This is a genomic window from Amycolatopsis sp. NPDC104587, from assembly GCF_055583645.1.
This window is the reverse complement of sequence record NZ_JBVJNO010000006.1, coordinates 290,015-312,940: the sequence shown is the minus strand read 5'-3', so window position 1 is coordinate 312,940 and position 22,926 is coordinate 290,015. Positions and strand designations below refer to the sequence as shown.

The 22,926-nt window shown below is 72.3% G+C and carries 21 protein-coding genes; 14 read left to right on the top strand and 7 right to left on the bottom strand.

From position 1 onward, the window contains the following. Nucleotides 1-381 precede the first annotated feature (381 nt). Nucleotides 382-2,796 (bottom strand): DNA helicase PcrA, encoded by a 2,415-nt coding sequence (pcrA, locus tag ACZ61C_RS20320; RefSeq protein WP_465308841.1) that lies wholly within the window; start codon nucleotides 2,794-2,796, stop codon nucleotides 382-384. A gap of 108 nt (nucleotides 2,797-2,904) precedes the next feature. Here pcrA and ACZ61C_RS20315 point away from each other — a divergent pair, with 108 nt between their 5' ends. From ACZ61C_RS20315 to ACZ61C_RS20285, 7 genes are all read left to right on the top strand, one after another. Continuing rightward, on the top strand, nucleotides 2,905-3,330 hold the full coding sequence (locus ACZ61C_RS20315) for a DUF1707 SHOCT-like domain-containing protein (protein ID WP_465308839.1): 426 nt from the start codon (nucleotides 2,905-2,907) through the stop codon (nucleotides 3,328-3,330). Nucleotides 3,331-3,491: 161 nt separating this feature from the next. Then, entirely contained in the window at nucleotides 3,492-3,788 is a 297-nt protein-coding gene (locus ACZ61C_RS20310) for a chorismate mutase (RefSeq protein WP_328445366.1), read from the top strand. A gap of 64 nt (nucleotides 3,789-3,852) precedes the next feature. After that, nucleotides 3,853-4,167, top strand: a complete 315-nt coding sequence (locus ACZ61C_RS20305) for a hypothetical protein (RefSeq protein WP_465308837.1) — start codon at nucleotides 3,853-3,855, stop codon at nucleotides 4,165-4,167. Between the two features lie 339 nt (nucleotides 4,168-4,506). Next, nucleotides 4,507-5,721, top strand: a complete 1,215-nt coding sequence (locus ACZ61C_RS20300; RefSeq protein ID WP_465308835.1) for a hypothetical protein — start codon at nucleotides 4,507-4,509, stop codon at nucleotides 5,719-5,721. 261 nt (nucleotides 5,722-5,982) lie between these two features. Next, on the top strand, nucleotides 5,983-6,846 hold the full coding sequence (locus tag ACZ61C_RS20295; protein ID WP_465308833.1) for a hypothetical protein: 864 nt from the start codon (nucleotides 5,983-5,985) through the stop codon (nucleotides 6,844-6,846). A 215-nt stretch (nucleotides 6,847-7,061) separates the two neighbouring features. Continuing rightward, nucleotides 7,062-8,687, top strand: a complete 1,626-nt coding sequence (locus tag ACZ61C_RS20290; protein WP_465308831.1) for a serine/threonine-protein kinase — start codon at nucleotides 7,062-7,064, stop codon at nucleotides 8,685-8,687. Between the two features lie 16 nt (nucleotides 8,688-8,703). Continuing rightward, complete coding sequence (locus tag ACZ61C_RS20285; RefSeq protein ID WP_465308829.1) at nucleotides 8,704-9,807, top strand: serine/threonine-protein kinase; 1,104 nt, start codon at nucleotides 8,704-8,706, stop codon at nucleotides 9,805-9,807. On the opposite strand, the gene ACZ61C_RS20280 is transcribed toward ACZ61C_RS20285, so the two are convergent. Then, the gene (locus ACZ61C_RS20280; protein ID WP_465308827.1) at nucleotides 9,804-10,706 is read right to left on the bottom strand and encodes a LysR family transcriptional regulator; all 903 of its coding nucleotides are present in this window, start codon (nucleotides 10,704-10,706) and stop codon (nucleotides 9,804-9,806) included. The two genes, ACZ61C_RS20285 and ACZ61C_RS20280, sit on opposite strands and share 4 nt — an antisense overlap. 104 nt (nucleotides 10,707-10,810) lie before the next feature. On the opposite strand from ACZ61C_RS20280, the gene ACZ61C_RS20275 reads away from it, so the two are divergent. Beyond that, nucleotides 10,811-11,719 (top strand): DMT family transporter, encoded by a 909-nt coding sequence (locus tag ACZ61C_RS20275; RefSeq protein WP_465308825.1) that lies wholly within the window; start codon nucleotides 10,811-10,813, stop codon nucleotides 11,717-11,719. Here the strand turns inward: ACZ61C_RS20275 and ACZ61C_RS20270 are convergent. Together ACZ61C_RS20270 and ACZ61C_RS20265 are read right to left on the bottom strand one after the other, a co-directional pair. Beyond that, complete coding sequence (locus ACZ61C_RS20270) at nucleotides 11,716-12,396, bottom strand: response regulator (protein WP_465308823.1); 681 nt, start codon at nucleotides 12,394-12,396, stop codon at nucleotides 11,716-11,718. The genes ACZ61C_RS20275 and ACZ61C_RS20270 overlap by 4 nt on opposite strands. A gap of 7 nt (nucleotides 12,397-12,403) precedes the next feature. Beyond that, nucleotides 12,404-13,714 carry a PspC domain-containing protein gene (locus ACZ61C_RS20265; RefSeq protein WP_465308821.1) on the bottom strand — a complete coding sequence of 437 codons (1,311 nt, stop codon included), beginning with the start codon at nucleotides 13,712-13,714 and terminating at the stop codon, nucleotides 12,404-12,406. A gap of 126 nt (nucleotides 13,715-13,840) precedes the next feature. Between ACZ61C_RS20265 and ACZ61C_RS20260 the strand changes: the two genes are divergently transcribed. After that, nucleotides 13,841-15,127 carry a PspC domain-containing protein gene (locus tag ACZ61C_RS20260; protein WP_465308819.1) on the top strand — a complete coding sequence of 429 codons (1,287 nt, stop codon included), beginning with the start codon at nucleotides 13,841-13,843 and terminating at the stop codon, nucleotides 15,125-15,127. After that, complete coding sequence (locus ACZ61C_RS20255; RefSeq protein ID WP_465308817.1) at nucleotides 15,120-15,359, top strand: hypothetical protein; 240 nt, start codon at nucleotides 15,120-15,122, stop codon at nucleotides 15,357-15,359. Before ACZ61C_RS20260 ends, ACZ61C_RS20255 begins: the two co-directional genes overlap by 8 nt. Nucleotides 15,360-15,425: 66 nt before the next feature. Here the strand turns inward: ACZ61C_RS20255 and guaA are convergent, their stop codons facing one another. Then, nucleotides 15,426-16,982, bottom strand: coding sequence for a glutamine-hydrolyzing GMP synthase (gene guaA / locus ACZ61C_RS20250; protein ID WP_465308815.1), 1,557 nt, complete (start codon nucleotides 16,980-16,982; stop codon nucleotides 15,426-15,428). A gap of 124 nt (nucleotides 16,983-17,106) precedes the next feature. Here guaA and ACZ61C_RS20245 point away from each other — a divergent pair, with 124 nt between their 5' ends. Both ACZ61C_RS20245 and ACZ61C_RS20240 read left to right on the top strand, forming a co-directional pair. After that, nucleotides 17,107-17,658: a DinB family protein gene (locus ACZ61C_RS20245; protein WP_465308813.1), complete on the top strand. Its 552-nt coding sequence runs from the start codon at nucleotides 17,107-17,109 to the stop codon at nucleotides 17,656-17,658. A 102-nt stretch (nucleotides 17,659-17,760) separates the two neighbouring features. Beyond that, nucleotides 17,761-18,174 (top strand): hypothetical protein, encoded by a 414-nt coding sequence (locus ACZ61C_RS20240; protein ID WP_465308811.1) that lies wholly within the window; start codon nucleotides 17,761-17,763, stop codon nucleotides 18,172-18,174. Nucleotides 18,175-18,204: 30 nt separating this feature from the next. Here ACZ61C_RS20240 and ACZ61C_RS20235 read toward each other — a convergent pair whose 3' ends face one another. After that, complete coding sequence (locus ACZ61C_RS20235; protein ID WP_465308809.1) at nucleotides 18,205-18,807, bottom strand: rhomboid family intramembrane serine protease; 603 nt, start codon at nucleotides 18,805-18,807, stop codon at nucleotides 18,205-18,207. A gap of 66 nt (nucleotides 18,808-18,873) precedes the next feature. On the opposite strand from ACZ61C_RS20235, the gene ACZ61C_RS20230 reads away from it, so the two are divergent. Both ACZ61C_RS20230 and ACZ61C_RS20225 read left to right on the top strand, forming a co-directional pair. Continuing rightward, nucleotides 18,874-19,908: a zinc-dependent alcohol dehydrogenase family protein gene (locus tag ACZ61C_RS20230; RefSeq protein WP_465308807.1), complete on the top strand. Its 1,035-nt coding sequence runs from the start codon at nucleotides 18,874-18,876 to the stop codon at nucleotides 19,906-19,908. Between the two features lie 55 nt (nucleotides 19,909-19,963). Next, entirely contained in the window at nucleotides 19,964-21,409 is a 1,446-nt protein-coding gene (locus ACZ61C_RS20225; protein ID WP_465308805.1) for an aldehyde dehydrogenase family protein, read from the top strand. Here the strand turns inward: ACZ61C_RS20225 and ACZ61C_RS20220 are convergent. Beyond that, complete coding sequence (locus ACZ61C_RS20220; RefSeq protein WP_465308803.1) at nucleotides 21,406-22,926, bottom strand: FAD-binding oxidoreductase; 1,521 nt, start codon at nucleotides 22,924-22,926, stop codon at nucleotides 21,406-21,408. The genes ACZ61C_RS20225 and ACZ61C_RS20220 overlap by 4 nt on opposite strands.

Below are 22,926 nucleotides of genomic sequence, written 5' to 3'. Positions count from 1 at the left end.
AGCGGACACGCGCGGCACTCCGGGCTCTGGTCGTCCAGCGGCGTCCCCGGCCGCAGGTGACACAACGCCCGTCCGCGCCGAGCTCGTGCTGCCTGAGCAGCGCTCGCCAGGCGGCGGCCAGCCGGCACGCCTCCGCTCCCGCACGCGAAGAAATTCCTGAGGCCCCCGAAGGCTCCGGACCCCGATCCGCAACCGTCGTCCCCAGGACTCCTCGCAAGTATTTTTGTACCCCGTCGGCCACCAGGTGAAACAGCACCGCGTCCACACCAGACTACCCCCTTCGTCGAACCTGTGTTCGATTGCAGGGTCAGTTCTACCGGTGGGGTACGACGATTCCGGCGGCGATCGGGATGATCGACGCTGGGTTCACTCGGACGGGTGTTAGAGCTTCACCATCGGCACGCTGCCGATCAGCATCAGGCGGACCTTGCCGGCGGCGCCGAAGTCGATCGTCGCGGTCGCGCGCGGGCCGACGCCGTCGCACGAAACCACCGTGCCCAGGCCGTACTTGTCGTGGCTGACGCGGTCGCCGACGTCCAGCTTCAGCGCCACCGTGTCCTTCCAGCCCTTGCCGAACGAGCTGACGCCCGGGGACGAAGACGACGACGAAGACCGGCCGCCCCAGGTGGTCGCCGCCCGCGGGGTGCCCCGCGAACCGCTGCCGAACGAACCGAAGCCGCGGCTCGACGGCTCCAGCCGCCGCCAGTCGACGAGGTCCGGCGGCAGCTCGTCCAGGAACCGCGAAGCCGGGTTCATCGACGGCTGTCCCCACGCCGACCGCGTGATCGCGCGCGAGACGTACAACCGCTTGCGGGCCCGCGTGATCGCGACGTACGCGAGCCGCCGTTCCTCCGCCAGTTCCGTCGGGTCGCCCAAAGCCCGCATGTGCGGGAAGACGCCGTCCTCCCAGCCGGTGCAGAACACCACCGGGTACTCCAGGCCCTTCGCGGTGTGCACGGTCATCAGCGTGACCACGCCCGCGCCGCCGTCGCCGTCCTCGCCGCCGTCCGGCGAAGGCACCGAGTCGGCGTCTGCGACCAAGGACACACGCTCGAGGAACGCGGGCAGCGAACCCGGCGCCGGGACGCCTTCGTCCACGACCAGCTCGGCGTTCTCGTCCGCGACGATCTCGGCGGTGATCTCGGTGAACTCCCGCGCCACCGTGACGAGCTCGTCCAGGTTCTCCACGCGCGTGTGGTCCTGCGGGTCTTCCGACTCCTCGAGCTCGATGCGGTAGCCGGTCTTCTCCAGCACGGCTTCGAGGACGTCGTGCACCTCGGCGCCGGCCGTGATCAGGTCGCCCAGCTCGTCGAGCAGCCCGACGAACCCGCTGATCGCCTTGACCGAGCGCGGGTTCAGCAGCGCCACCTTGCCCTCGACGGCGTCCCGCAGCGCCGCCGCGAACGAGATCCGCTCACGCTCGGCGTGCGTCGCCACGACGGCTTCCGCGCGGTCGCCGATGCCGCGCTTGGGCACGTTCAGCACGCGCCGCAGGCTGACCGTGTCCTCCGGGTTCGCCAGCACGCGCAGGTACGCGATCATGTCGCGGACTTCGCGCCGCTCGTAGAACCGCACGCCGCCGACGACCTTGTACGGCAGGCCGAGCCGGATGAAGATCTCTTCGAAGACGCGGGACTGGTTGTTGGTGCGGTAGAAGACGGCGACGTCGGAGTAGTCGGCCTCGCCCTTCTCCGCCAGCGCGTCGATCTCGTTCGCGACGAACGCGGCTTCGTCGTGGTCGTTGTCCGAGACGTAGCCGACGATCTTCTCGCCGTCGCCCGAATCCGTCCACAGCCGCTTCGCGCGCCGGTTCGGGTTGCGCTCGATGACGGCGTTCGCCGCGGACAGGATCGTCTGCGTGGAGCGGTAGTTCTGCTCCAGCAGGATGGTGTGCGCGTTCGGGAAGTCCCGCTCGAACTCCTCGATGTTGCGGATCGTCGCGCCGCGGAAGGCGTAGATCGACTGGTCCGCGTCACCGACGACGACGAGCTCGGCCGGGTCGACGCCGGCCTCGTTCGGCGCGGTCCCGGCCAGCTCGCGCACCAGCGTGTACTGCGCGTGGTTCGTGTCCTGGTACTCGTCGACCAGCACGTGGCGGAACCGCCGCCGGTAGTACTCGGCGACGGCCGGGAAGGCCTGCAGCAGCGAGACCGTGCGCATGATGAGGTCGTCGAAGTCGAAGGCGTTGGCCTGGTTCAGCCGCCGCTGGTACTCGACGTAGACCTCGGCGACGCGGCGCTCGAGGTCATTGCTCGCGTTCGCCGCCGCCTCTTCGGCGTCGACGAGCTCGTTCTTCAGGTTCGAGATGTGGATGGCCAGCGTGCGCGCGGCGTAGCGCTTCGGGTCGATGTCGAGGTCCCGCGCCACCAACGTGATCAGCCGCTTGGTGTCGTCGGAGTCGTAGATGGAGAAGCTCGACGACATGTCCAGCGTCTTGGCCTCGCGGCGCAGGATCCGCACGCACATCGAGTGGAACGTCGACACCCACATCGCGTTCGCGCGGCGCCCGACGAGCGCGGCGACGCGTTCGCGCATCTCGGCGGCGGCCTTGTTGGTGAACGTGATGGCCATGATCTCGCCCGGGTGCACACGCCGTTGCCCGAGCAGGTAGGCGATCCGGCGGGTCAGCACCCGGGTCTTGCCCGATCCCGCGCCCGCGACGACCAGCAGCGGGCCACCGGCGTGGGTGACGGCTTCGCGCTGGGCGGGGTTCAGGTCGTCGAGCAGATCGGCCTGCCCGCCGGAAGCGGGCTTGCGCGCGGGGGTCTCGGCGGGGAGATCGAAGAGGGTGTCCATCGTCTGTCCACGCTACCCCGGGCGGGTGGGCTACCGCGGCAGGCGTAGCGGGAGATGTCGCCTGGCGCCCGACGCGCGGGGACCGCGGCGCGCGGAGCATCGACGGACATGGAAGACACCAGCCCCGCCCGCATCCGGGCCGCCGACGCCGATCGCGAACGCGTCGCCACCACCGTCCAGTCCGCCGGCGCCGAAGGCCGGCTCACCCTCGAAGAGGTCGAAGAGCGCCTCACCCGCGTCTACGCCGCGCGGTTCACCGACGAGCTCGCCGCGCTCACCACCGACCTGCCGCGCCCGGCGCCGCCGCGGCCCGGCTTCCCGCTGACACGCACGGCTTTGCGGCGTCATCCAGCGCTGCGCGTCCACCTCGCCGTGGTGGTCGCGGTCGCGGTGCTGCTGGTCGTCCGGTGGGCGGTGCTGGGCGCCGGGTTCTTCTGGCCGGCGTTCCCGGTGTTCTGGCTCGCGGTCAGCCTGGTGCTGCACGCGCGGGCGCGCTCGTTCCGTGAGAACGCGCGGACCGCTGTGCCATACTGATTCCATGCGGCACCACGCAGAGCGATTTTTCTACGGGACCCGGACTCCGGCTCCCGTGATCGCGTAGTGCCCAGACCGCCATCACGCCAGCCCCGGAGTCCACGGACCCGGGGCTGTCGCCGTCCCTGGGGCCGGGTCCGGGCCTCGAGGAAGAGGTCCCGATGAACGCACAAGCGACGAACGCCGACGGCCAGCCCGCCGAGCACACCCCCGCGGGCGACGACATCGCGTCGCTGCGCCAGGAGATCGACTGGCTGGACAAGGAGATCCTGCGGCTGGTGAAACGCCGGGTCGAGGTGTCCAAGACGATCGGGGCCGCGCGGATGGCCGCCGGCGGCACGCGGATCGTCTACAACCGCGAGATGGACGTGCTCGCGCGCTACCGCGAGCTTGGCCCCGAGGGCCGCCAGCTGGCCATGGCGCTGCTGAACCTGGGCCGCGGGCGGCTCGGCCGGTAACGGTTGGCCGAATTCGGGGTCTTCCCCGAGGCACCGGCGCCCCCGGTGCGGGCAGACTGGGGGCATGGAGTGGCTCGTGAACCTCATCGCCGTCATCGTCGCGCTCGTGAGCGTGCTGGCCGCGCTGGGCCATGTGGGGTATCTGGCGCTGTTGAACAATGCAGCGGGTAAGCGGGCCGGCGGCGCTCCCGTGGCGCAGTACGTCCGGAGCCGCTGGGCTGTTGCCGGCGGTACCACCGCGGCGTCGCTGTTCGCCTGGTTGCTCACGTCCGGGGGAACGACGCTGGACATCCTGGCGATCATCCTTGCGGCGGGTAGCGGAGCGGTGGCGACGAAGGCGCTGCAGTCCACGCGTGACCGTTATCGCACCGGCGGCTGAACCCCGTCTGAACTGGGCTGATGGCGCTGCGTGAAATCGCGCGGCGCCACTTTCGCCCGATCGGTCGCGCCCGACCGAGTGAAACCTCTGCAACTTGCAGCTTCGAGGGCGACTTTCTACGCCGGATGCTCCTAGGGTTGAGGCCGTGAGGACCCTTGCGTCTGGGTCGGGCAGAGCCCGGGAGACGCGCGGGGGCACCGGCCCTGCGCGTCCAGTCTCGCATGCGCGTGCATCTGCGCAGGATTCCGAACAGGATTTCGCTCGTGAGGATGGTGCTCCGATCGGGTTGCTCCGGCGCCGGACGGCGTCAGGACCGGACAGCGTGGTGGTCGATCCCACATGAGCAACGGCACGGAGTTCCACGGACGCGGCGGCGCCCCCGCGCACCCCGGACGGCACCGGCCGGGGAGCGCGGAGAGCTGGACGCCGCCCCTGCCGCAGCACCGCCCGCCGCGGCATCACGCCGCCGGGCCGCCGGTCGACCCGCCGGTGTCCGGCTCGCTCCCGCTCCCCCAGCCCGCTTCGCCGTGGCAGGACGGCCATCCGTTGCTGCCCCAGCCTCGCGACCGGCGGCCCGCGCCGCCGCTGTTCCCCGCCGCCCACGGCAGCCTCCCCCTCGACGACACCCCCGAGACCGGCCCGGACACCGCCGAGTCCCGTGAAGAGCAGGCCGCCCGGCGCACCCGGGTCACGCTGGTGACCCCGCGGCCGCGGGACGCCGACCAGGAGGACGACGACGTCCGCGTCTACGCGGTGCCCCCGATCGACGGGCTCGGCGGCTTCACGATCGGCTCGGTCCCGGCGTCGGTGACCCCGCCGAAGACCTGGCGCAAGGCGGCCTGGTTCGCCACCGGCGCGTCCGGCGCCGTGGTCGTCGGCCTGCTGTGCGCGGGCTCGTTCCTGGTCGGGAAGCCGGCGATGGACCAGTCCGTGCAGGGCTCGTGGCCGGGCTACCAGGGCGTCCCGACCGTCGTCGACCCGACCGGCGAGCCGCTGCCACCGTCGGAAGGCGGGGGCGCCGCGGGGCCGGACACCGGCACGTCCCGCCCGGCCGACGACGCCTCGGGGACGACCACCAACGGCGGGGGCGCCGGGCCGGTCGACGGGGTCGTCCCGCCGCCCACCGGCCGCACGAGCAGCGACACCACCGGCTCCTCGACCGCCGGCACGACCACGCCGGACGGCGCGCCGCGGAAACCACCGGTCATGCCCGCCCAGCGGGAGACCCCGGCCCCGGCGCCGTGGTGGTACTCCTTCCCGCCGGACGCCCAGACCATGGGGGACAACTCCGAGAAGTTCTTCAACACCGTCACCACCGACCCCGGCACGGCGTCTTCGGTGACCACCGGCAACCTTCACGACCAGGGCCCGCAGGCCCTCTCCGAGCGGTACGCGGGCATCGCGTACTTCGAGGTCAAGAAGGTCAGCATCGACCAGCAGCGCGGCGTCACGGTCAACACCGTCGAGGTCACCCACACCGACGGGACCAAGACGACGGAGGAGCGCACGCTGACGTTCGGGGACGGCGACAAGATCACCTCTGACGGCCGGTAACCAAGCCTGCACGTGCGGTTCGCCCGTTCCGATGCACGTGCGGTGCGCCGAGCGGTTATGCCTGGTCCGGGTGGGTGACATAAGCTGCCGCTCGTCGTATCGCGACGGCATTCCGGCGACGGAGCCTGGTGATGGCCGCCCGCACAGGGTTACCTGACGACAGCGGATCCGGAACCGGCCACGAGTCGGCCGTCCGGACCAACCGGAAGCTCGGCCGAACGGCCGAGTGACCGTCCCCGGAACCCCAGAGCGAGGACTTTCGTGCTTGATCGGCAGCGCACACGGCGTGAGGCACAGCACGCCGTCCGCGTCGAGGACGTGATCCCGGCCGAGATTCTCGACGGCGTCGGCGATGCCGACCGCGACTATCTCGAGCAGGTCTTTCGCGACCCGCAGAAGTTCCTGCCGCCGCGGCCGGAGCCGGTCCGCGAGCCGGAGCAGGCCGAGGACGACGGTGAGCCCGAGAGCCGCTTCGTCCGCCGCGCCAAGCTTGCCGGGCTCCTCGGCGCGGGCGCGCTCGTCGCCGGCGCCGTGGTCTTCGCCCCGATGCTGACCCAGGCGCACCGCGCCGCCTCCGCCGACGGCCAGTCCACGCCCGCGGGCTTCAGCGGGGCCGCGGAGCTCGGCGGCCTCGCCGTTCCGCAGCACCAGGCCGGCGGTGGCGCCCCGGAGCAGCACGGGACCACCACCCCGGAGACGCACTCCGGCGGCACGCCGTCCTCGAGCGAGGAGCGCTCGGCCGGCAGCCCGCAGCCGCAGGCGGCGCCCAGCACGGCGCACGCGGTCCCGGACCAGGCCGCCGACGCGCGCAGCGCGGCCCGCAAGATCCAGGCCGTCAAGGAGTTCTACGCCGCCATCGCCGAGAACCCGTCCGGCGCGCTGGCCCAGCTGGCCCCGTCGCTGGCCGACGGCGCCGCCGGTGAGCTGGTCCGCACCTGGAGCTCGATGGACGCCATCGACGTCCAGGAGGGCGACACGCAGATCAACCCGGACGGCTCGATCCTCGCGGTAGCGACGCTGCGCCGGCCGGACGGCGGCCTGCTGCGCGTCACCCAGCTGTTCCGGGTCGCGGACAGCGGCGGGTTGATCACCGAAGCCGAGCTTGTCTCGGCCCAGTACATGTAGCCCATTGCGATCACGCCTTCACCCGTGGTTCAAGTGCCCGTACCGGATTCGTGTGCGCAGAGTGAGCGCCTAGCCTTGTCACGCGTCGGTCCCGGAAAAGCCGGCACACAGCCCACGACATGTGCATACGCTCCAGCCAAGCGGCGCGCGTGTGGCCGCCGCACCAGGCACCGATCCTCACGCCCTGGTGAAGTCGGAGCCCAAAGGGAGGTCGCGTGAGCGACGAGGGTCGTCTGGTCGCCGGTCGATATCGCATCGACGGCCGGATCGGCACGGGCGCGATGGGGGCCGTCTGGCAGGCGCACGACGAGGTCCTGGGCCGCACCGTGGCCATCAAGCAGCTCCTGCTCCAGCCGCACCTGGACGAGCACGACAAGGAAGACGCCCGGCAGCGGACGATGCGCGAAGGGCGGATCGCGGCCCGGCTGCACCACCCGAACGCGATCTCCGTCTTCGACGTCGTCACCGACGACAACGGCCAGCCGTGCCTGATCATGGAGTACCTGAACTCCACCAGCCTGGCCGCCGTGCTGCAGGAACGCCGCACGCTGCCGCCGACCGAGGTCGCCCGCATCGGCGCCCAGGTCGCCGCGGCGCTGCGCGAGGCGCACGCGGTCGGGATCGTGCACCGGGACATCAAGCCGGGCAACATCCTGCTCGCCGGCAACGGCACGGTGAAGATCACCGACTTCGGCATCTCCCGCGCCAAGGACGACGTCACGGTCACCAAGACCGGGATGATCGCCGGCACCCCCGCCTACCTGGCCCCCGAGGTCGCCATCGGCGGCGACCCGGGCCCGGAGTCGGACGTTTTCTCGCTCGGCTCGACGCTCTACGCGGCGTGCGAGGGCCAGCCGCCGTTCGGGCTGTCCGAGAACACGCTGAGCCTGCTGCACGCGGTCGCGGCCGGGCAGATCATCCCGCCGCGCCAGTCCGGGCCGCTGGCGAGCGTCCTGGCCGTGCTGCTGCACCCGGACACGCAGCACCGGCCGACCGCCGAAGAGTGCGAAGAGCTGCTTGCCGCCGTCGCGCGGGGTGAGACGCCGCTCGGCGCGCCCGCGGAGGAGACGATGCTGGCGCCGTCCGCCGGTGTCCTCGGCGCGGCCGCCATCGCCGACCCGAACGCGACCCAGATGTTCGACGAGGTCCCCGTCGGCCACTCGGGCACGCTGCTGGGCGAGGCCGCGCCGACGCAGGCCGTGCCGTACTACGACGAGGACGACTACCCGGAAGGCACCGGCTACCCGGAAGACGACTACGACGGCGGCTACCGCCGTTATCCGGACGACGACGAGCACTACCCCGACGGCGTGCCGCCGGGCTTGGCCGCGACCCGCGCTGTCCCGGTGCCGGGGCACGACCAGACCCGGTACGCCGACGACGATTACGACGACTACGACGACGAGCCGGTCCCGCCGCCTCCGCCGCGGCGTCCGCAGACCAGCCCGGTCGACAAGGACGACGACGGGAAGCCCGGCGCCTGGAAGCGCCCCGCGATCATCGGCGGCGTTGTCGTCGTGGGCCTGGTCGCGCTGGCCGTCTGGCTGCTGAGCCCGAACAACCCGGAGGCGCCGGCGTCCCCGGTGTCGAGCTCCCGGCCGACGCCCGCCGCGACGTCGGAGTCGCTGCCGTCGACGACGGAGGAGCCGACCAGCACCGCGGAGGTGCCGCCGCCGGTCGAAGAGACGACCTCGTCGTCGAAGCGGACGACGTCGCGGCAGACCGAGCCGCAGACGACTCCGAAGACCACGCCGAAGACGACGACGTCCCAGCCGACCAGCGAGGAACCTCCTCCGTCGACGACTCCCCCGACCACGTCGAGCACAGCGCAGGCTGGCTGATGATCGAGGACCCGATTTGAGCTCCGAAGGAACCATCGTCGGCGGCCGGTTCCGGCTGGATCAGCCGATCGGCCGTGGCCGCGCGGGCATCGTGTGGCTGGCGTTCGACACGCGGCTGTTCCGCACCGTCGCGATGAAGCGGATGTACCTGCCGGTCGGCGGCGGTGACCGCGCCGAGCAGGCGCGCGCGGCCGCCATGCAGGAGGGCAAGGACGCGGCACGGATCGAGCACCCGTCCGCGATCAAGGTGTTCGACGTGCTGCCCGACGGCCAGGACGTCTGGCTGGTGATGGAGTACATCCCGTCGCGCAGCATGGCGACGTTCCTCGCCGAGCACGGCCGGCTCACCCCCGACCAGGCGGCGGCGCTGGGCATCCAGCTCGGCAACGCGCTCGCCGCGATCCACGCGGCCGGGTTCGTGCACCGCACCCTCGAGCCGGGCACAGTGCTGCTGGCCGACGACGGCGGCGTGAAGCTCACCGACATCGGCATCAGCGGCGGCGGGCCGCACGCGGCGTACGTGGCGCCGGAGGTCTCGCGCGGGCTGCCGCCGACGCCGGCCGCGGACGTCTTCTCCCTCGGCGCGACGCTCTACACCGCGGTCGAAGGGGTGCCGCCGTTCGGGGACGACGGGCAGTCGTCCGAGCGGCCGCCGCAGAACGCGGGGGTCCTCACCGAGGCGCTGCGCAAGATGCTGCGGATGGACCCGACCACCCGGCCGACGATGTCCGACACGGTCCGTTCGCTGAACGCGATCACCGAAGGCCGCGAGACGGCGTTCATCCCGCCGACCGCGCCTGGGCTGCCGCCCCCGCCGACCCCGCCCTTCAACCCGGCGTACACGCCGGTGGCGCCACCGGCACCGCCGTCGGGGCCGCAGTTCCAGCAGCAGATGCCGCTCCCGCCGTCCGGGGTTTCCCCGGCGGAGGAGACCCAGCGGATGCAGCCGGTGGCGGCGCCGCAGGCGACGCAGTACGCGCCCCCGCCGGTCCCCCGGCCGCAGCAGGCGGGCGGGGACGAGTGGAACCTGCCGGTGTCGAAGAAGACGCTGATCACCGTGGCCGCGATCCTGGCGGCGGTGCTGGTCGGCATCCTCGTCTCGGAGCTGTTCTTCGTCTAAGCGACCTTCGCCGTCGCCTCGCGCATCGCTTCGAGCAGGGTGCGGACGGCCGGCTGCCCCCACGCGCGCGACGCGACGGCGGCGTGGATCGACCGGATCGGCTCCGGGTTGCGGATCCGGCGCACGACGATCCCGGAGTTCTGCGAGCCGAGACCGAGCTCGGGGATCAGGGCGACGCCGATGCCGGCGGCCACGAACCCCTGCGCCGTCTGGTAGTCCTCGGACTCGACGACGACGTTCGGCGCGAAGCCGGCCTGCGCGCACGCGCCGAGCAGGATGTCGCGGCAGATGCCGGGCAGGCCGTCGACGCCGACCCACGGCTCGTCGGCGAACTCGGTCAGGTCGAGCACCCGCTTGCGGGCCAGCGGGTGCGCCCGCGGTAGCACCGCGCGGTACGGGTCGTCGAGCAGGTGCACCAGTTCGACACCCTTGCTGGGCGGCGTCCGGCGCGGGAACACGGTGATCGCGACGTCCGCGTCCCCCGATTCGACGTCGGCCAGCGGGTCGAGCGGCTCGACGAGCTTGAGGTCGAGGTGGATGCCGGGGTGCTCACGGCGGACCGCGGCGATGGCGGGCGGGACCAGCGACGCGCCCGCCGTCGCGAAGTAGCGGACGGCGACGCGGCCGATGCGGCCCTCCTTGAGCTCGGTCAACGCGGCTTCGGCTTTGGCCAGCTCGGCGCTCAGCGTCTCGGCGTGCTCGGACAGCAGGGCGCCCGCCGGGGTCGGCCGGACGCCGCGGCCGACCCGTTCGAGCAGTTCGGTGCCGGCTTCGCGTTCCAGCGCGGAGAGCTGCTGGCTGATCGCGGACGGCGTGTACCCCAGGTTGCGGGCCGCGGCGGTGATCGACCCGCTGGTGATCACGGCGCGGAGGACCTGCATGCGGCGGACGTCGAGCATGCCCAGATCGTACAGCTGAGCTTAAGGGTTCCTGCAGTTATTTTCGCTTGTCCTTACGTCTTTCCGCGACGAAGCTCGGGTCGATCGTCGAAGGAGGACATGGGGTGGGCGAGACGAAGACCCTGCTCAGGATCGCCGCGCTGGCGCTGATGTGGGGTTCGAGCTTCTTTTGGATCAAGCTGGGGCTGGGGATGTTCTCGCCGGTGCAGCTCGTGCTGGCGCGGCTCGTGCTCGGCGCGGCGATGCTGCTGGTGCTGTGCCGCCTGCAGCGGGCGCGCCTCCCGCGCGACCGGCGGCTGTGGGGGCACCTGACGGTCGCGGCGTTCTTCCACAACGCGCTGCCGTTCCTGCTGTTCGCGGTCGGTGAGACGACCGTCGACTCCGGGATCACCGGCGTGCTGAACTCGACCACCCCGCTGTGGGTGCTGCTCGCGGCGCCGATGATGGGGACGTCGTCGCGGATGACCGGGACGCGGCTGGCGGGGCTCCTGGTGGGGCTCGGCGGGATCCTGCTGATCTTCGCGCCGTGGCAGGCGTCGGGCCTGCTGAGCTGGGGCGCGCTGGCCTGCCTCGCGGCGGCGGCGAGCTACGGCTTCGCGTTCGTCTACGAGGGCAAGTACCTGTCGGCGACGTCGACGTCGCCGTACGCGCTCTCGGCCGGGCAGATGCTGCTGGCCAGCGGGTTCCTGCTGCTGGCACTGCCGGCGGGCGGGTTCACGCCGGTGCACTTCCAGCTCGGGCCGCTGCTGGCGATCCTGGTCCTCGGCATCGGCTCGACCGGCATCGCGTTCGCGCTGAACTACCAGCTGCTGGCGAGCGAAGGCGCGGTCGCGGCCTCGGTCGTCGGGTACCTGCTGCCGGTGGTCTCGGTGCTGCTGGGCGCGGTGTTCCTCGGTGAGCAGCTGAACGCGCGGGTGATCGCGGGCATGGTGGTCGTGCTCGGCGGGGTCGCGCTGACCCGGCTGCAGAAGACGGCGGTCACGGCGCCGCCGCTGGTGGAGGAGCGCGTCTAGACGAGACGGCGGTCGGAGGCCCAGCGGGAGAGCTCGTAGCGGTTCGAAAGCTGGGTCTTCCGCAGCACGCTCGACACGTGCGTCTCGACGGTCTTCACCGAGATGAACAGCTCCGACGCGATCTCCTTGTACGCGTACCCGCGCGCCAGCAGGCGCAGGACGTCGCGCTCGCGCGGCGTCAGCAGGTCGAGCTCCGGGTCGTTGATCGGGGCCGAGCCCGGGCGGTCGGCGAACGCGTCCAGCACGAACCCGGCCAGCCGCGGGGAGAACACCGCGTCGCCGTCCGAGACGCGGACCACCGCGCGGACCAGCTCCTTCGACGAGATCGTCTTCGTCACGTAGCCGCGCGCACCGGCGCGGATGACCGCGATGACGTCCTCCGCCGCGTCGGACACCGAGAGTGCCAGGAACACGACGTCCGGCAGCTCGGGGCGGACGCGGCGCAGCACCTCGGCGCCGCCGCCGTCGGGCATGTGGACGTCGAGCAGCACCACCTGGGGCTTCGTCCGGGCGATCCCGGCGACCGCCTCGGCGACCGAACCGGCCTCGCCGACCACGCGGACCTCGTCGGTGATCGAGTCGAGCTCGGTGCGGACCCCGGCGCGGAACAGCGCGTGGTCGTCGACGAGGAACACCTTGACCGGTTCGCGCTGGGTGTCAGTCACGACTTCGAGCATAGCCGCCTCACGCTGCCCCCTTGCCCGCTTTCACCGGCATGGCGAGCTGCACTTCGGTGCCCTCCCCCGGCGCGGTGCGCACCTTGCACGTGCCGCCGTGGCGGGTCATCCGCCCGCGGATCGAGTCGGCGAGGCCGTGGCGGTCGTCCGGGACCAGGTCGGGGTCGAAGCCCTTGCCGCGGTCGCGGACGAACACCGTGACCGACGTCGGCTCGACCTCGGCGAAGACGCTGACCTCCTCGACCCCGGCGTGCTTGGCGGCGTTGACGATCGCCTCCCGCGCGGCCTGGACCAGCGCGACCAGGGACTCGTCCAGCTCTGCGTCGCCGACGACCACCTGGCCGACTGAGATCGCGAAGGTGTCTTCGACCTCGCCGCACGCCGTCGCGAGCGCTTCGGACAGCTGCCCGGCGGCCTGGGTCTCCTCGGCCTTCTCGACGGGCTTGCCGTAGCCGTTGGGGCCGTAGAGCCAGCCGCGCAGCTCGCGTTCCTGGCTGCGGGCCAGCCGCGCGACCTCGCGCGGCTGCTCGCTCTGCTTCTGGATCAGCGCGAGCGTCTGCAGGACGGAGTCGTGCAGGTGCGCGGCGATCTCGGCGCGTTCGTCGGTGCGGATGCGGGCCTTGCGCTCGTCGGAGAGGTCGCGGACCAGCCGCAGCCAGAACGGCACGGTCAGCACGGCGACCCCGATGAGCGTCGCGATGACGGCGATGAGCGCGAACTGGACCTGGTCGAGGGTGCCGCTGCGCAGCACGACGACGGTGATGCCGGTGATCACCAGCGCGACGCCGGCGACGATCCGGATCGCGGCCGACCAGCCGCCACCCCCGAGGAACGCGCCCGCGAAGCCGTCCTTCGCGCCGACCCGCCAGCGGCGGCGCTGCGACTCGTCGGCCTCCCGCCAGACGACGGCGAGACCGAGCATCGCGACCGCCAGCGGCACGGCGACCCAGCCGCTGATGAACCCGGTGAGCGTCCCGCTGGCGACGGCGAGACCGACGCCCAGCGCGATCAGGCCGAACGCCTGCTGGCGCTCCTTCGGCTTGGGCTCTTCCGCGGCTTCTTCGGACTGCTGCTGGACGAACACCCAGAGCAGGCCGTAGGCGAGCAGGCCGGCGCCGTTGAGCGCGGCCAGCAGCGCGAACGCCGTGCGCACCCAGAGGACCGGCACGCCGAGGTGGTCGGCGAGACCACCGGCGACCCCGGCGATCGCGCGGCCGGACCGGCGCCGGAACATCTTGGGCGCGGCCTGGCCGGCCGGGACCACCGGCTGTTCGGCGGTGACCTTTTCGAGGGACTCCTGCACGTGACCCATCGTCACACGCGGGCACGAGGGGTTCCATCGGGGAAACCCCTGAACCGCCGCTGACCCCGGGAACCCGGCTCCGGGAAACCTCAGGGACCATCCCGGATGTCCCCGCGGACGCCGTCCAGCAGACTTTTCGGCATGAGTGGTGCGAGCGAAACGCGGTCGTCGAACGCCTTGAACGGCTTCGAAGAGACCGTCAAGGACTTCTGGGCCAGCCGGCCGCGGCGGCCGCACGCCGGGCGCAAGGTCGCCGGTGTCGCCGCGGGGATCGGCCACCGGTACGGCATCGACCCGGTCGTGGTGCGGATCGCGCTGGTGGTCGCGACGATCTTCGGTGGTTTCGGGCTGACCTTCTACCTGCTGGCCTGGCTGTTCCTGCCGGGTGAGAGCGACGACGTGTCCGGCTTCGAAGGCCTGATCGGCCGGGGCCGCTCGTCGGTGTCGCCGGCGTTCGCCGCGGTGCTGGCGATCCTCACCGTCGCGAGCGCCGGGGGCACGTTCAGCTCCACCTGGTTCGACGGCGGCGGGCTGATCGGTTTTGCGCTCATCGCCACCGCTCTCTATCTGCTGCACCGCAACCGCGGCCACCTCAACCGGCCCGCGCCGGTCGTCGCGCGGTCGCGGTCCGGGGCCTTCACCGGGAACGGAGCCTTCACCATGACCGACACCGCGACCGCCGAGGCGAAGTCGCCGGCGCAGGGCTGGGACCCCCTCGCCGCCGACCCGGCCGGCTGGGACCTGCCCGAGGCGCCTGCTGCGCACGAACCGCCGCCGCCCGTGCCGCCGCCGTCCTACCAGCGCCCGGAGCGGCGCCGGAACTCGAAGGTGGGCTCGGTGACCTTCGCGCTCGCCGTGCTGACCGCCGGCGGCGGCGTGCTGGCGAACCTCAACGGCGCGGGCTGGTTCTCCGCGCAGCACGTCATCGGCCTGGTGCTCGGGGTGGTCGGGATCGGCCTGGTCACCGGCGCCTTCGTCCGGGGCGGGCGCGGCCTGATCGGGCTCGCGGTGCCGCTGGCGATCGCCGGGATGATCCTGACGACCGCGCCGTTCCAGAACTTCGACGTCCGCGGCGGGGTCGGCGACCTCAACGAGACACCGCGCGCGGTGACCGAGCTGAAGCCGCTCTACCAGCACGCGGCAGGCGACATCGACCTCGACCTGACCAAGCTGCCGGCCGGGCTGCCGATCACCACCAACGTGGTCAACGGCGCGGGCGACACCACCATCACCGTGCCGGCGACGGCGGACGTCACCTACGACTGCCACACCGGCGCGGGCAAGACCGAGTGCTTCGGCCGCTCGACCGACGGCATCAGCCAGGAGACGCTGTCCGGGACCGACAACGGCGCCGACGGCGCCGGCGGCCAGAAGATCACCCTGCACGTGTCGAACAGTGTGGGCAACGTGGAGGTGCGGCGTGACTGACCAGAGCCCTTACGCCTACGACAACCCGGCCGAGAGCCGGCCCGCCAAGCGCGGCGGTCTGGACGTCTTCACCCTGATCGTCGGGGTCGCGACGCTGCTGATCTCCGCCTACGTCCTCTCGGACGGCGCGAGCTGGCTGCCGCACTTCGACTTCCGCTGGGTGGTCGCGGGCGGCGCGGTGTTCGTGGGGCTGCTGCTCCTCGGCGCGTCGTTCGGCAAACGCCGGCGCTAGAACCGAAAACCACCACTCTCTCGAGGCCCTGGATCCCACGCCAGGGCCTCGAGTCCTGTCTAGGCCTTACTCCCACTCGATGGTGCCCGGCGGCTTGGACGTCACGTCCAGGACCACCCGGTTGACCTCCGCCACCTCGTTGGTGATGCGGGTGGAGATCCGCTCGAGGACGTCGTAGGGCAGGCGCGTCCAGTCCGCGGTCATCGCGTCTTCCGACGACACCGGGCGCAGCACCACCGGGTGACCGTAGGTCCGGCCGTCACCCTGGACGCCGACACTGCGGACGTCGGCGAGCAGCACCACCGGGCACTGCCAGATGCTGCGGTCGAGCCCGGCCGCCGTCAGCTCCTCGCGGGCGATCAGGTCGGCCGAGCGCAGGGTCTCGAGGCGTTCGGCGTCGACCGCGCCGATGATGCGGATGCCCAGGCCGGGGCCGGGGAACGGCTGGCGCTGGACGATCGTCTCCGGCAGCCCCAGCTCCAGGCCGACGCGCCGGACCTCGTCCTTGAACAGCAGCCGCAGCGGCTCGACCAGCTCGAACTGCAGGTCGTCCGGCAGGCCGCCGACGTTGTGGTGGCTCTTGATGTTGGCCGTGCCCTCGCCGCCGCCGGACTCGACGACGTCCGGGTACAGCGTGCCCTGGACCAGGAAGCGGTAGTCGCCCTTCGCCTTGAGGTCGCGCTCGGCCTGCTCGAAGACGCGGATGAACTCGCGGCCGATGATCTTGCGCTTCTGCTCCGGGTCGGTGACACCGGCGAGCGCGTCGAGGAACCGCTCGCGCGCGTCGATGGTGACGAGGTTGACCCCGGTGGCGGCGACGAAGTCGCGCTCGACCTGGGTGCGCTCCCCCGCCCGCAGCAGGCCGTGGTCGACGAACACGCAGGTCAGCCGGTCGCCGATGGCGCGCTGGACGAGCGCGGCCGCGACGGCCGAGTCGACCCCGCCGGAGAGGCCGCAGATCGCGCGGCCGTCGCCGATCTGGTCGCTGATCCGCCGGACCTGCTCCTCGACGATCGACGACGTCGTCCACTGCGGCTTGATGCCGGCGATGTCGTGCAGGAACCGGCGCAGCACCTCCTGGCCGTGCGGCGAGTGCGCGACCTCCGGGTGGTACTGGACACCGGCGAAGCGGCGCTCGACGTCTTCGAAGCCGGCGACCTCGGCGCCGTCGGAGGACGCGGTGACGACCGAACCCTCCGGGGCCTTGGTGACGCTGTCGTTGTGGCTCATCCACGCGGGCTGGTGCGCGGGCAGGCCGGCGTGCAGGACTCCGCCGTCGCCGGTCACGCGGACCTCGGTGCGGCCGAACTCGCGGACGCCGGTCGGCTCGACGACGCCGCCGAGCGCGCTGGCGAGCAGCTGGTGGCCATAGCAGATGCCGAAGATCGGGACGCCCGCTTCGGTGAGCTTCGGGTCCATGCCCGGGGCGCCTTCGGCGTACACGCTGGAGGGGCCGCCGGAGAGGATGATGGCCGCGGGGTTCTTCGCGAGCAGCTCCTCGACGGACGCGCTGTGCGGGACGACCTCCGAGTAGATCTGCGCCTCCCGGACGCGCCGGGCGATCAGCTGCGCGTACTGCGCCCCGAAGTCCACGACGAGAACCGGACCGGTGGGGTTGGGCACCTGAGGACCTCCTGGCAGCGGCGGGATTCCCCTTCATCGTCCCAGGTGGGCCGGGTCACCCGGGTCCCGGCCCCGGTTGCGAACGAGGACAGCGGCTGTCCGCGACGGGTCCTACGGTCACGGTATGGCTGTGAACTGGACGAAGGAACTGACCGACCAGCTCGACTTCCACTGGACGGTGCACACCCGACCGAAGCTCGACGGCCTCACCGACGACGAGTACTTCTGGGAGCCGGTCCCGGACTGCTGGACGGTGCGGCCCCGGAAGTCGGACGACGAGTTCGGCACGGGCCCGTTCACCATCGACTTCGCCTTCCCGGAGCCGGTCCCGCCGCCGGTCACGACGATCGCGTGGCGGCTCAGTCACATCCTGGTCGGCGTCCTCGGCATGCGGACGGCGTCGCACTTCGGCGGCCCGCCGATGAGCTACGACGACTACCCGTACCCGGGCACGGCGGCGGAGGCGATGGCCCTGCTGGACGAGTACTACGCCCGGTGGCTCGAAGGCGTGCGCTCACTCGACGACGAAGGCCTCGCGCGGGCGTGCGGACCGGCGGAGGGCCCGTACGCGAAGGAGCCGATGGCGACGCTGGTCCTGCACATCACCCGCGAGATGATCCACCACTGCGCCGAGCTGCTCCTGCTGCGCGACCTCTACCGCGCCCAGTCGGTGTAACACCGAGTCACGATCAGTCCGACTCACGGGATGAGGCCTGACCAAGGCCGACTGCCGCCGAGGGGACCGTGGATGCTCTACCGACTCTGCCCTCCTGGCCGCGTGACCTGGTGCGACGTGCCCGGGTACGCGGTCTGCCGCGCCGACGACCAGCCGCTGCCGGACTGGGAACGGCTGTCCTGGCTGCCCGCCGAAGCGCGTGCGTTCAGCAACGACCTGCTGCGGATCGCCGTGCGCTACGGCGTGCGGTCGGACCGCGGGATCGTCCTCGACGCCCGGCACACCGTGGACCTGGGCCGCGCCGACGAGCTGCGCTGCGACCTGATCGCGGCCGGCCACGCCCGGACGGGCGCCGGCGCGCGGGTGGCCGTCGAGGCGGACCTCCGGGCCTGGGAACGCACCGAGGCGGCGGCCCGCGCGGCCGAGGAGGACCTCGCCGAGCTGCTCGCGGTGCCGGTGCAGCCCCACCTGGTCGAGCACTGGCACCGCCTCGGCGGCCACCCCACCCGCCCTTGACGTCACTTTCCCCGTGAAAGTGATCCGGTGTCACGACCTCCGGTTTGGGGCGCTGGTGGGTGAACGGCGCGGGAGGAGCACCAGGCCGAGGGCCACGCCGAGCAGGCAGGGCAGGCCGTGGTTGTCGTGCAGGACCGTGTCGACGACGGCCAGCACCGGCGCGGCCCACGCCCACACCCGCAGCCGCGTCGGCAGCACGATCCCGCGCCGGCCCGCGGTCAGGAGCACCGTCGTCAGGCCGCCGACGAGCCCGGCCACGCACATCGAGTTGCCCGCGCCGACCGGGTTGAGCCAGACGTAGCTCATGACCTGGCCGAACAGACCGCAGCCGAAGTAGAGCACCAGCCACGCGACCCGGCCGAAGACGCGCTCCGCGAGGAACCCGGCCACCGCGAGCGCGACCAGGTTGAAGACCAAGCCGGACACCCAGCCGTCTTGGAAGAACATGCCCGTGACCAGGCGGTACCACTGGCCGTCGTTGATGCGGGCCGCGTCACGGACGACTGCGTCGTACAGCGGCCGGTGGACCAGCTGCGCGATGCCGCACGCCAGCGTGACCGCGAAGACCACCACCGTCAGGAGCGGGGTCCGGTTCCCGGTGAACAGGTCGCGGGGTGCGGTACGCGCCGTCATGGACGAAAATCTAGGCGCGCCACCGGCGTCGCACCCCCGACGTTTGTCACGAAGAAAGGCCCTGCCATGCGAGCGACAGTCATCTACGGCGCCGGCGACGTACGGGTCGAGACCGTCCCGGACCCGAAGCTGGCGGAGCCGACCGACGTCGTCCTGCGGGTCGTGCGGTCCTGCATCTGCGGCAGCGACCTCTGGCCGTACGCCGACATGCCGCCCCGCGAGCACGGCCGCCGCATCGGGCACGAGTTCCTCGGGATCGTCGAGGAGACCGGCGCCGAGGTCACCACGGTGAAGAAGGGCGACCTCGCCGTCGCGCCGTTCGTCTGGTCCGACAACACCTGCGAGTTCTGCCGCGAAGGCCTCCAGACGTCGTGCCTGCACGGCGGCGGCTGGGGCGCGAAGGGCGTCGACGGCGGCCAGGGTGAGGCCGTGCGCGTCCCGCAGGCCGACGGCACCCTCGTCAAGCTCCCGCACACCGAGGACGACGACCTGCTCGCGTCGATGCTCACGCTGTCGGACGTCTTTTCGACCGGGCACCACGCCGCCACGAAGGCGCGGGTCAGCGAGGGCCAGAACGTCACGGTCATCGGCGACGGCGCGGTCGGCCTCTCCGCCGTGCTCGCCGCGAAGCGCCTCGGCGCCGACCGGATCGTCCTGATGGGACGCCACCAGGCACGCACCGACCTCGGCCGCGAGTTCGGCGCGACCGACGTCGTCGCCGAGCGCGGGGACGAAGGCATCGAGAAGGTCCGCGAGCTGACCGGCGGCCAGGGCACGCACGCCGTCCTCGAATGCGTCGGCACGAAGGGCGCCTTCGAGATGGGCGTCGGGGTCGTGCGCCCGGGCGGCGCGGTCAGCCGGGTCGGGCTGCCGCAGTACGAAGAGGGCCCGATCGGCGTGTCCGTGTTCCGGCGCAACGTCACCGTCACCGGCGGGGTCGCGCCCGCGCGGCACTACATCCCCGAGCTGCTGCCGGACGTCCTCGAGGGCAAGTTCCAGCCCGGCCGGGTGTTCGACCGGACCATCGACGTCGAGGGCGTGCCGGACGGCTACCGCGCGATGGCGGACCGCGAGGCGCTGAAGGTGCTCATCAAGCCGTGACCCGTCCGGGTGGGGGTCCCACGCCCGGTCCGCCACCCGGATTACGTTGGTACACATGGACATGATCACCCCCGAGCCGCGCCCCGCCTGGATCGCCGGCCGCCCCGAGCCGGGCGCCACCACCCTCGTTGTGCACCACCCGTACGACGGCAGCGAGGTCGCCACGGTCGCCGTGCCCGGGCCGGAGCAGGTCGAGCGCGCGGTGGCCGCCGCGGTCGCCGTCGCCCGTGAGCTCCGCGGCACCCCCGCGCACGTCCGCGCGGGCGCGCTCGACCACGTCTCGCGCACGCTCGCCGCGCGGGCCGAGGAGATCGCCGAGGTGATAACGGCGGAGAACGGCAAGCCGCTCAAGTGGGCCGAGGCCGAGGTCAACCGCGCGGTGTCGGTGTTCCGCATCGCCGCCGAGGAGGCCCGCCGCTTCACCGGGGACGTCCAGCGGCTGGACACGGACCCCGCGGGCGAGGCGCGGCTGGCGCTGACCCGGCGGGTCCCGCGCGGGCCGGTGCTCGGCATCGCGCCCTTCAACTTCCCGCTGAACCTGGTGGCGCACAAGGTCGCGCCGGCACTGGCGATCGGGACGCCGATCATCGTCAAGCCCGCGCCGCGGACCCCGCTCTCGGCGCTGGTCCTCGGGGAGATCCTGGCCGAGACGGACCTGCCGGAAGGCGCGTTCTCCGTGCTGCCGCTGGGAAACGAGGAGACGCAGGCCCTCGTCGCCGACCCGCGGCTGCCGGTGGTGTCCTTCACCGGGTCCGGGCCGGTCGGCTGGTCGCTGAAGGACGCCGCGCCGCGCAAGCACGTCGTGCTCGAGCTCGGCGGCAACGCGGCCGCCGTCGTCCTGCGGGACTGGCCGGACCCCGAAGGCGCCGCGCACCGCATCGCGACCTTCGGCAACTACCAGGCGGGGCAGTCCTGCATCGCCGTGCAGCGCGTGATCGTCGACGCCGCCGTCGCGGACGAGTTCGTGCCCGCGCTGCTGGAAGCCGTGGAGGCGCAGCGGACCGGTGACCCGTACGACCGCGCCACCGACGTCGGCCCGGTGGTCGACGAAGCCGCCGCCGAGCGGATCATCGCGTGGGTCGACGAAGCCGTCGAGGCGGGCGCGAAGGTGCTCACCGGCGGCACCCGCGACGGCGCAACCGTCGCGCCGACCCTGCTCACCGACGTCCCGGCGGGCACGAAGGCCTGGGACGAGGAGATCTTCGGGCCGGTGCTCGCGGTGTCCGTTGTGGACGGTGTGGACGCGGCCTTCCGGTCGGTCAACGAATCCGCGTACGGGCTGCAGGCCGGCGTGTTCACCGCCGACGTCCAGCTGGCGTTCCACGCCTCGGCCGAGCTGGAGGTCGGCGGCGTGATCATCGGCGACGTCCCGTCCTACCGCGCCGACCAGATGCCCTACGGCGGCGTCAAGGGTTCCGGCGTCGGCCGCGAAGGGGTGCTCGCCGCGATGCACGACCTCACCGAGGAGCGCGTCACGGTGTTCACCGGCATCGACCTCTAGATCTGGACGCTCTGCCCGAACCGGAAGACGTTCAAGGGGTCGTACTTCTTGCCGACGTCCCCGAGCCGCTTCACGTTGTCGCCGTAGTAGGCGGTCTTCCAGTCGGGCAGAGCCGGGTCGATGTAGTTGACGTACCCGCCGCCCGCGCCGGCCGCGTTGAGGCCCGCGACGACGTCGGCGACCGACTGGGCCGCCTTCGCCCGCGTCTTCGCCGTCGCCTGTGTGTAGACCTGCACGCTCGCCAGCGCGTCGCGGTGCCAGAACGCCGTCGCGTCCTTCGCCGGTTCGCCGACCTTCCCACCGAGGCCGTCGATGAGCAGGTCGGTGCCGGTGCGGCCGTCGGCGACCGCGACGATCTTCGCGGCGTCGACCGGGGCCGTGATGATCCGCGACGACCCGAGGAAGGTCTGGCGGGCCGAGCTGCCCTCGAAGTACTTCATCGCGCCGAGGTAGTCGAGGCTCTTCACGGTCCGCTGGGTCGGGCGCGCGCCGGAGTTGGTGGTCAGGTTGTTCAGCAGCGTGTTCAGCCCGGAGGCGTTGCCGACGTAACAGCCGCCGACCCGGCACTGCACCGGCGAGCCGCCCGAGAGCACCAGGTTCGCCCAGAGCTCCGGCGGCATCGCGGGCAGCCACTGCTGCCACGCGGCGAGCACGTCGGCGCCGGAGCCGGCCGGGAAGCGCAGCGAGAACACCGTGAGGTTCGGCGCCGGATCGGTGTCGAAGGTGAACTCGGTGACGATGCCGAAGTTGCCGCCGCCCCCGCCGCGCAGCGCCCAGAACAGGTCCGGCTCGGACGTCGCGGACGCCGTCAGCAGCTTGCCGTCGGCCGTGACGACCTGGGCCGAGCTCAGGTGGTCGCAGGTCAGGCCGTACTTGCGGGCGAGCACGCCGATGCCGCCGCCGAGGGTCAGCCCGGCGATCCCGACCGTCGGGCAGGACCCGGCGGGCAGCGCGCGCCCGGCGCCGCCGAGCGCGGCGTAGACGTCCTTGAGCTTCGCGCCGGCGCCGATCACCGCCTTGGTGCCCTGGATGTCCACTTTGTTCAGCGCGGCCAGGTCGACGACCAGCCCTCCCTCGGGCGCCGAGTAACCGGCGTAGCTGTGGCCGCCGCTGCGCGCGGCGATGGTCACGCGGCCCGCGGCGGCCTGGACGGCCGCCTGGACGTCCTGCGGTGTCGACGCCGTCACCACGGCGACCGGGTTGTTGCCGTCGAAGAGCGGGTTGAAGGCGCGCTTGGCGGTGTCGTAGGTGTCGTCGCCCGGCCGCAGCAGGCTGCCGGTCAGCTTGCTGCGCAGGTCGTCCCAGTTCGGCGGGCCGGTGGGCAGCCGCGTCGAGGGCGGCGCGGAGCTGGTCGGCGCGGACGTCGCGCTCGAGGCCACGGGCGAGGTGGGGCCGCCCGGCCCGCACGCGGCGGCGACGGCGCCGGCGGCCGACACCCCCGCGACCCGCAGGAACGTCCTCCGGTCCAGGTCCATACGGTGGGGGACGTGCGGCCGTCCGGCGGGTTGCCCGGTCAT

Coding starts and splice junctions, on each gene's coding strand:
- pcrA (WP_465308841.1), bottom strand. CDS start 2,796: ATGGACACCCTCTTCGATCTCCCCGCCGAGACCCCCGCGCGCAAGCCC.
- ACZ61C_RS20315 (WP_465308839.1), top strand. CDS start 2,905: ATGGAAGACACCAGCCCCGCCCGCATCCGGGCCGCCGACGCCGATCGC.
- ACZ61C_RS20310 (WP_328445366.1), top strand. CDS start 3,492: ATGAACGCACAAGCGACGAACGCCGACGGCCAGCCCGCCGAGCACACC.
- ACZ61C_RS20305 (WP_465308837.1), top strand. CDS start 3,853: ATGGAGTGGCTCGTGAACCTCATCGCCGTCATCGTCGCGCTCGTGAGC.
- ACZ61C_RS20300 (WP_465308835.1), top strand. CDS start 4,507: ATGAGCAACGGCACGGAGTTCCACGGACGCGGCGGCGCCCCCGCGCAC.
- ACZ61C_RS20280 (WP_465308827.1), bottom strand. CDS start 10,706: ATGCTCGACGTCCGCCGCATGCAGGTCCTCCGCGCCGTGATCACCAGC.
- ACZ61C_RS20270 (WP_465308823.1), bottom strand. CDS start 12,396: ATGCTCGAAGTCGTGACTGACACCCAGCGCGAACCGGTCAAGGTGTTC.
- ACZ61C_RS20260 (WP_465308819.1), top strand. CDS start 13,841: ATGAGTGGTGCGAGCGAAACGCGGTCGTCGAACGCCTTGAACGGCTTC.
- ACZ61C_RS20245 (WP_465308813.1), top strand. CDS start 17,107: ATGGCTGTGAACTGGACGAAGGAACTGACCGACCAGCTCGACTTCCAC.
- ACZ61C_RS20235 (WP_465308809.1), bottom strand. CDS start 18,807: ATGACGGCGCGTACCGCACCCCGCGACCTGTTCACCGGGAACCGGACC.
- ACZ61C_RS20230 (WP_465308807.1), top strand. CDS start 18,874: ATGCGAGCGACAGTCATCTACGGCGCCGGCGACGTACGGGTCGAGACC.
- ACZ61C_RS20225 (WP_465308805.1), top strand. CDS start 19,964: ATGGACATGATCACCCCCGAGCCGCGCCCCGCCTGGATCGCCGGCCGC.
- ACZ61C_RS20220 (WP_465308803.1), bottom strand. CDS start 22,926: ATGACCGGGCAACCCGCCGGACGGCCGCACGTCCCCCACCGTATGGAC.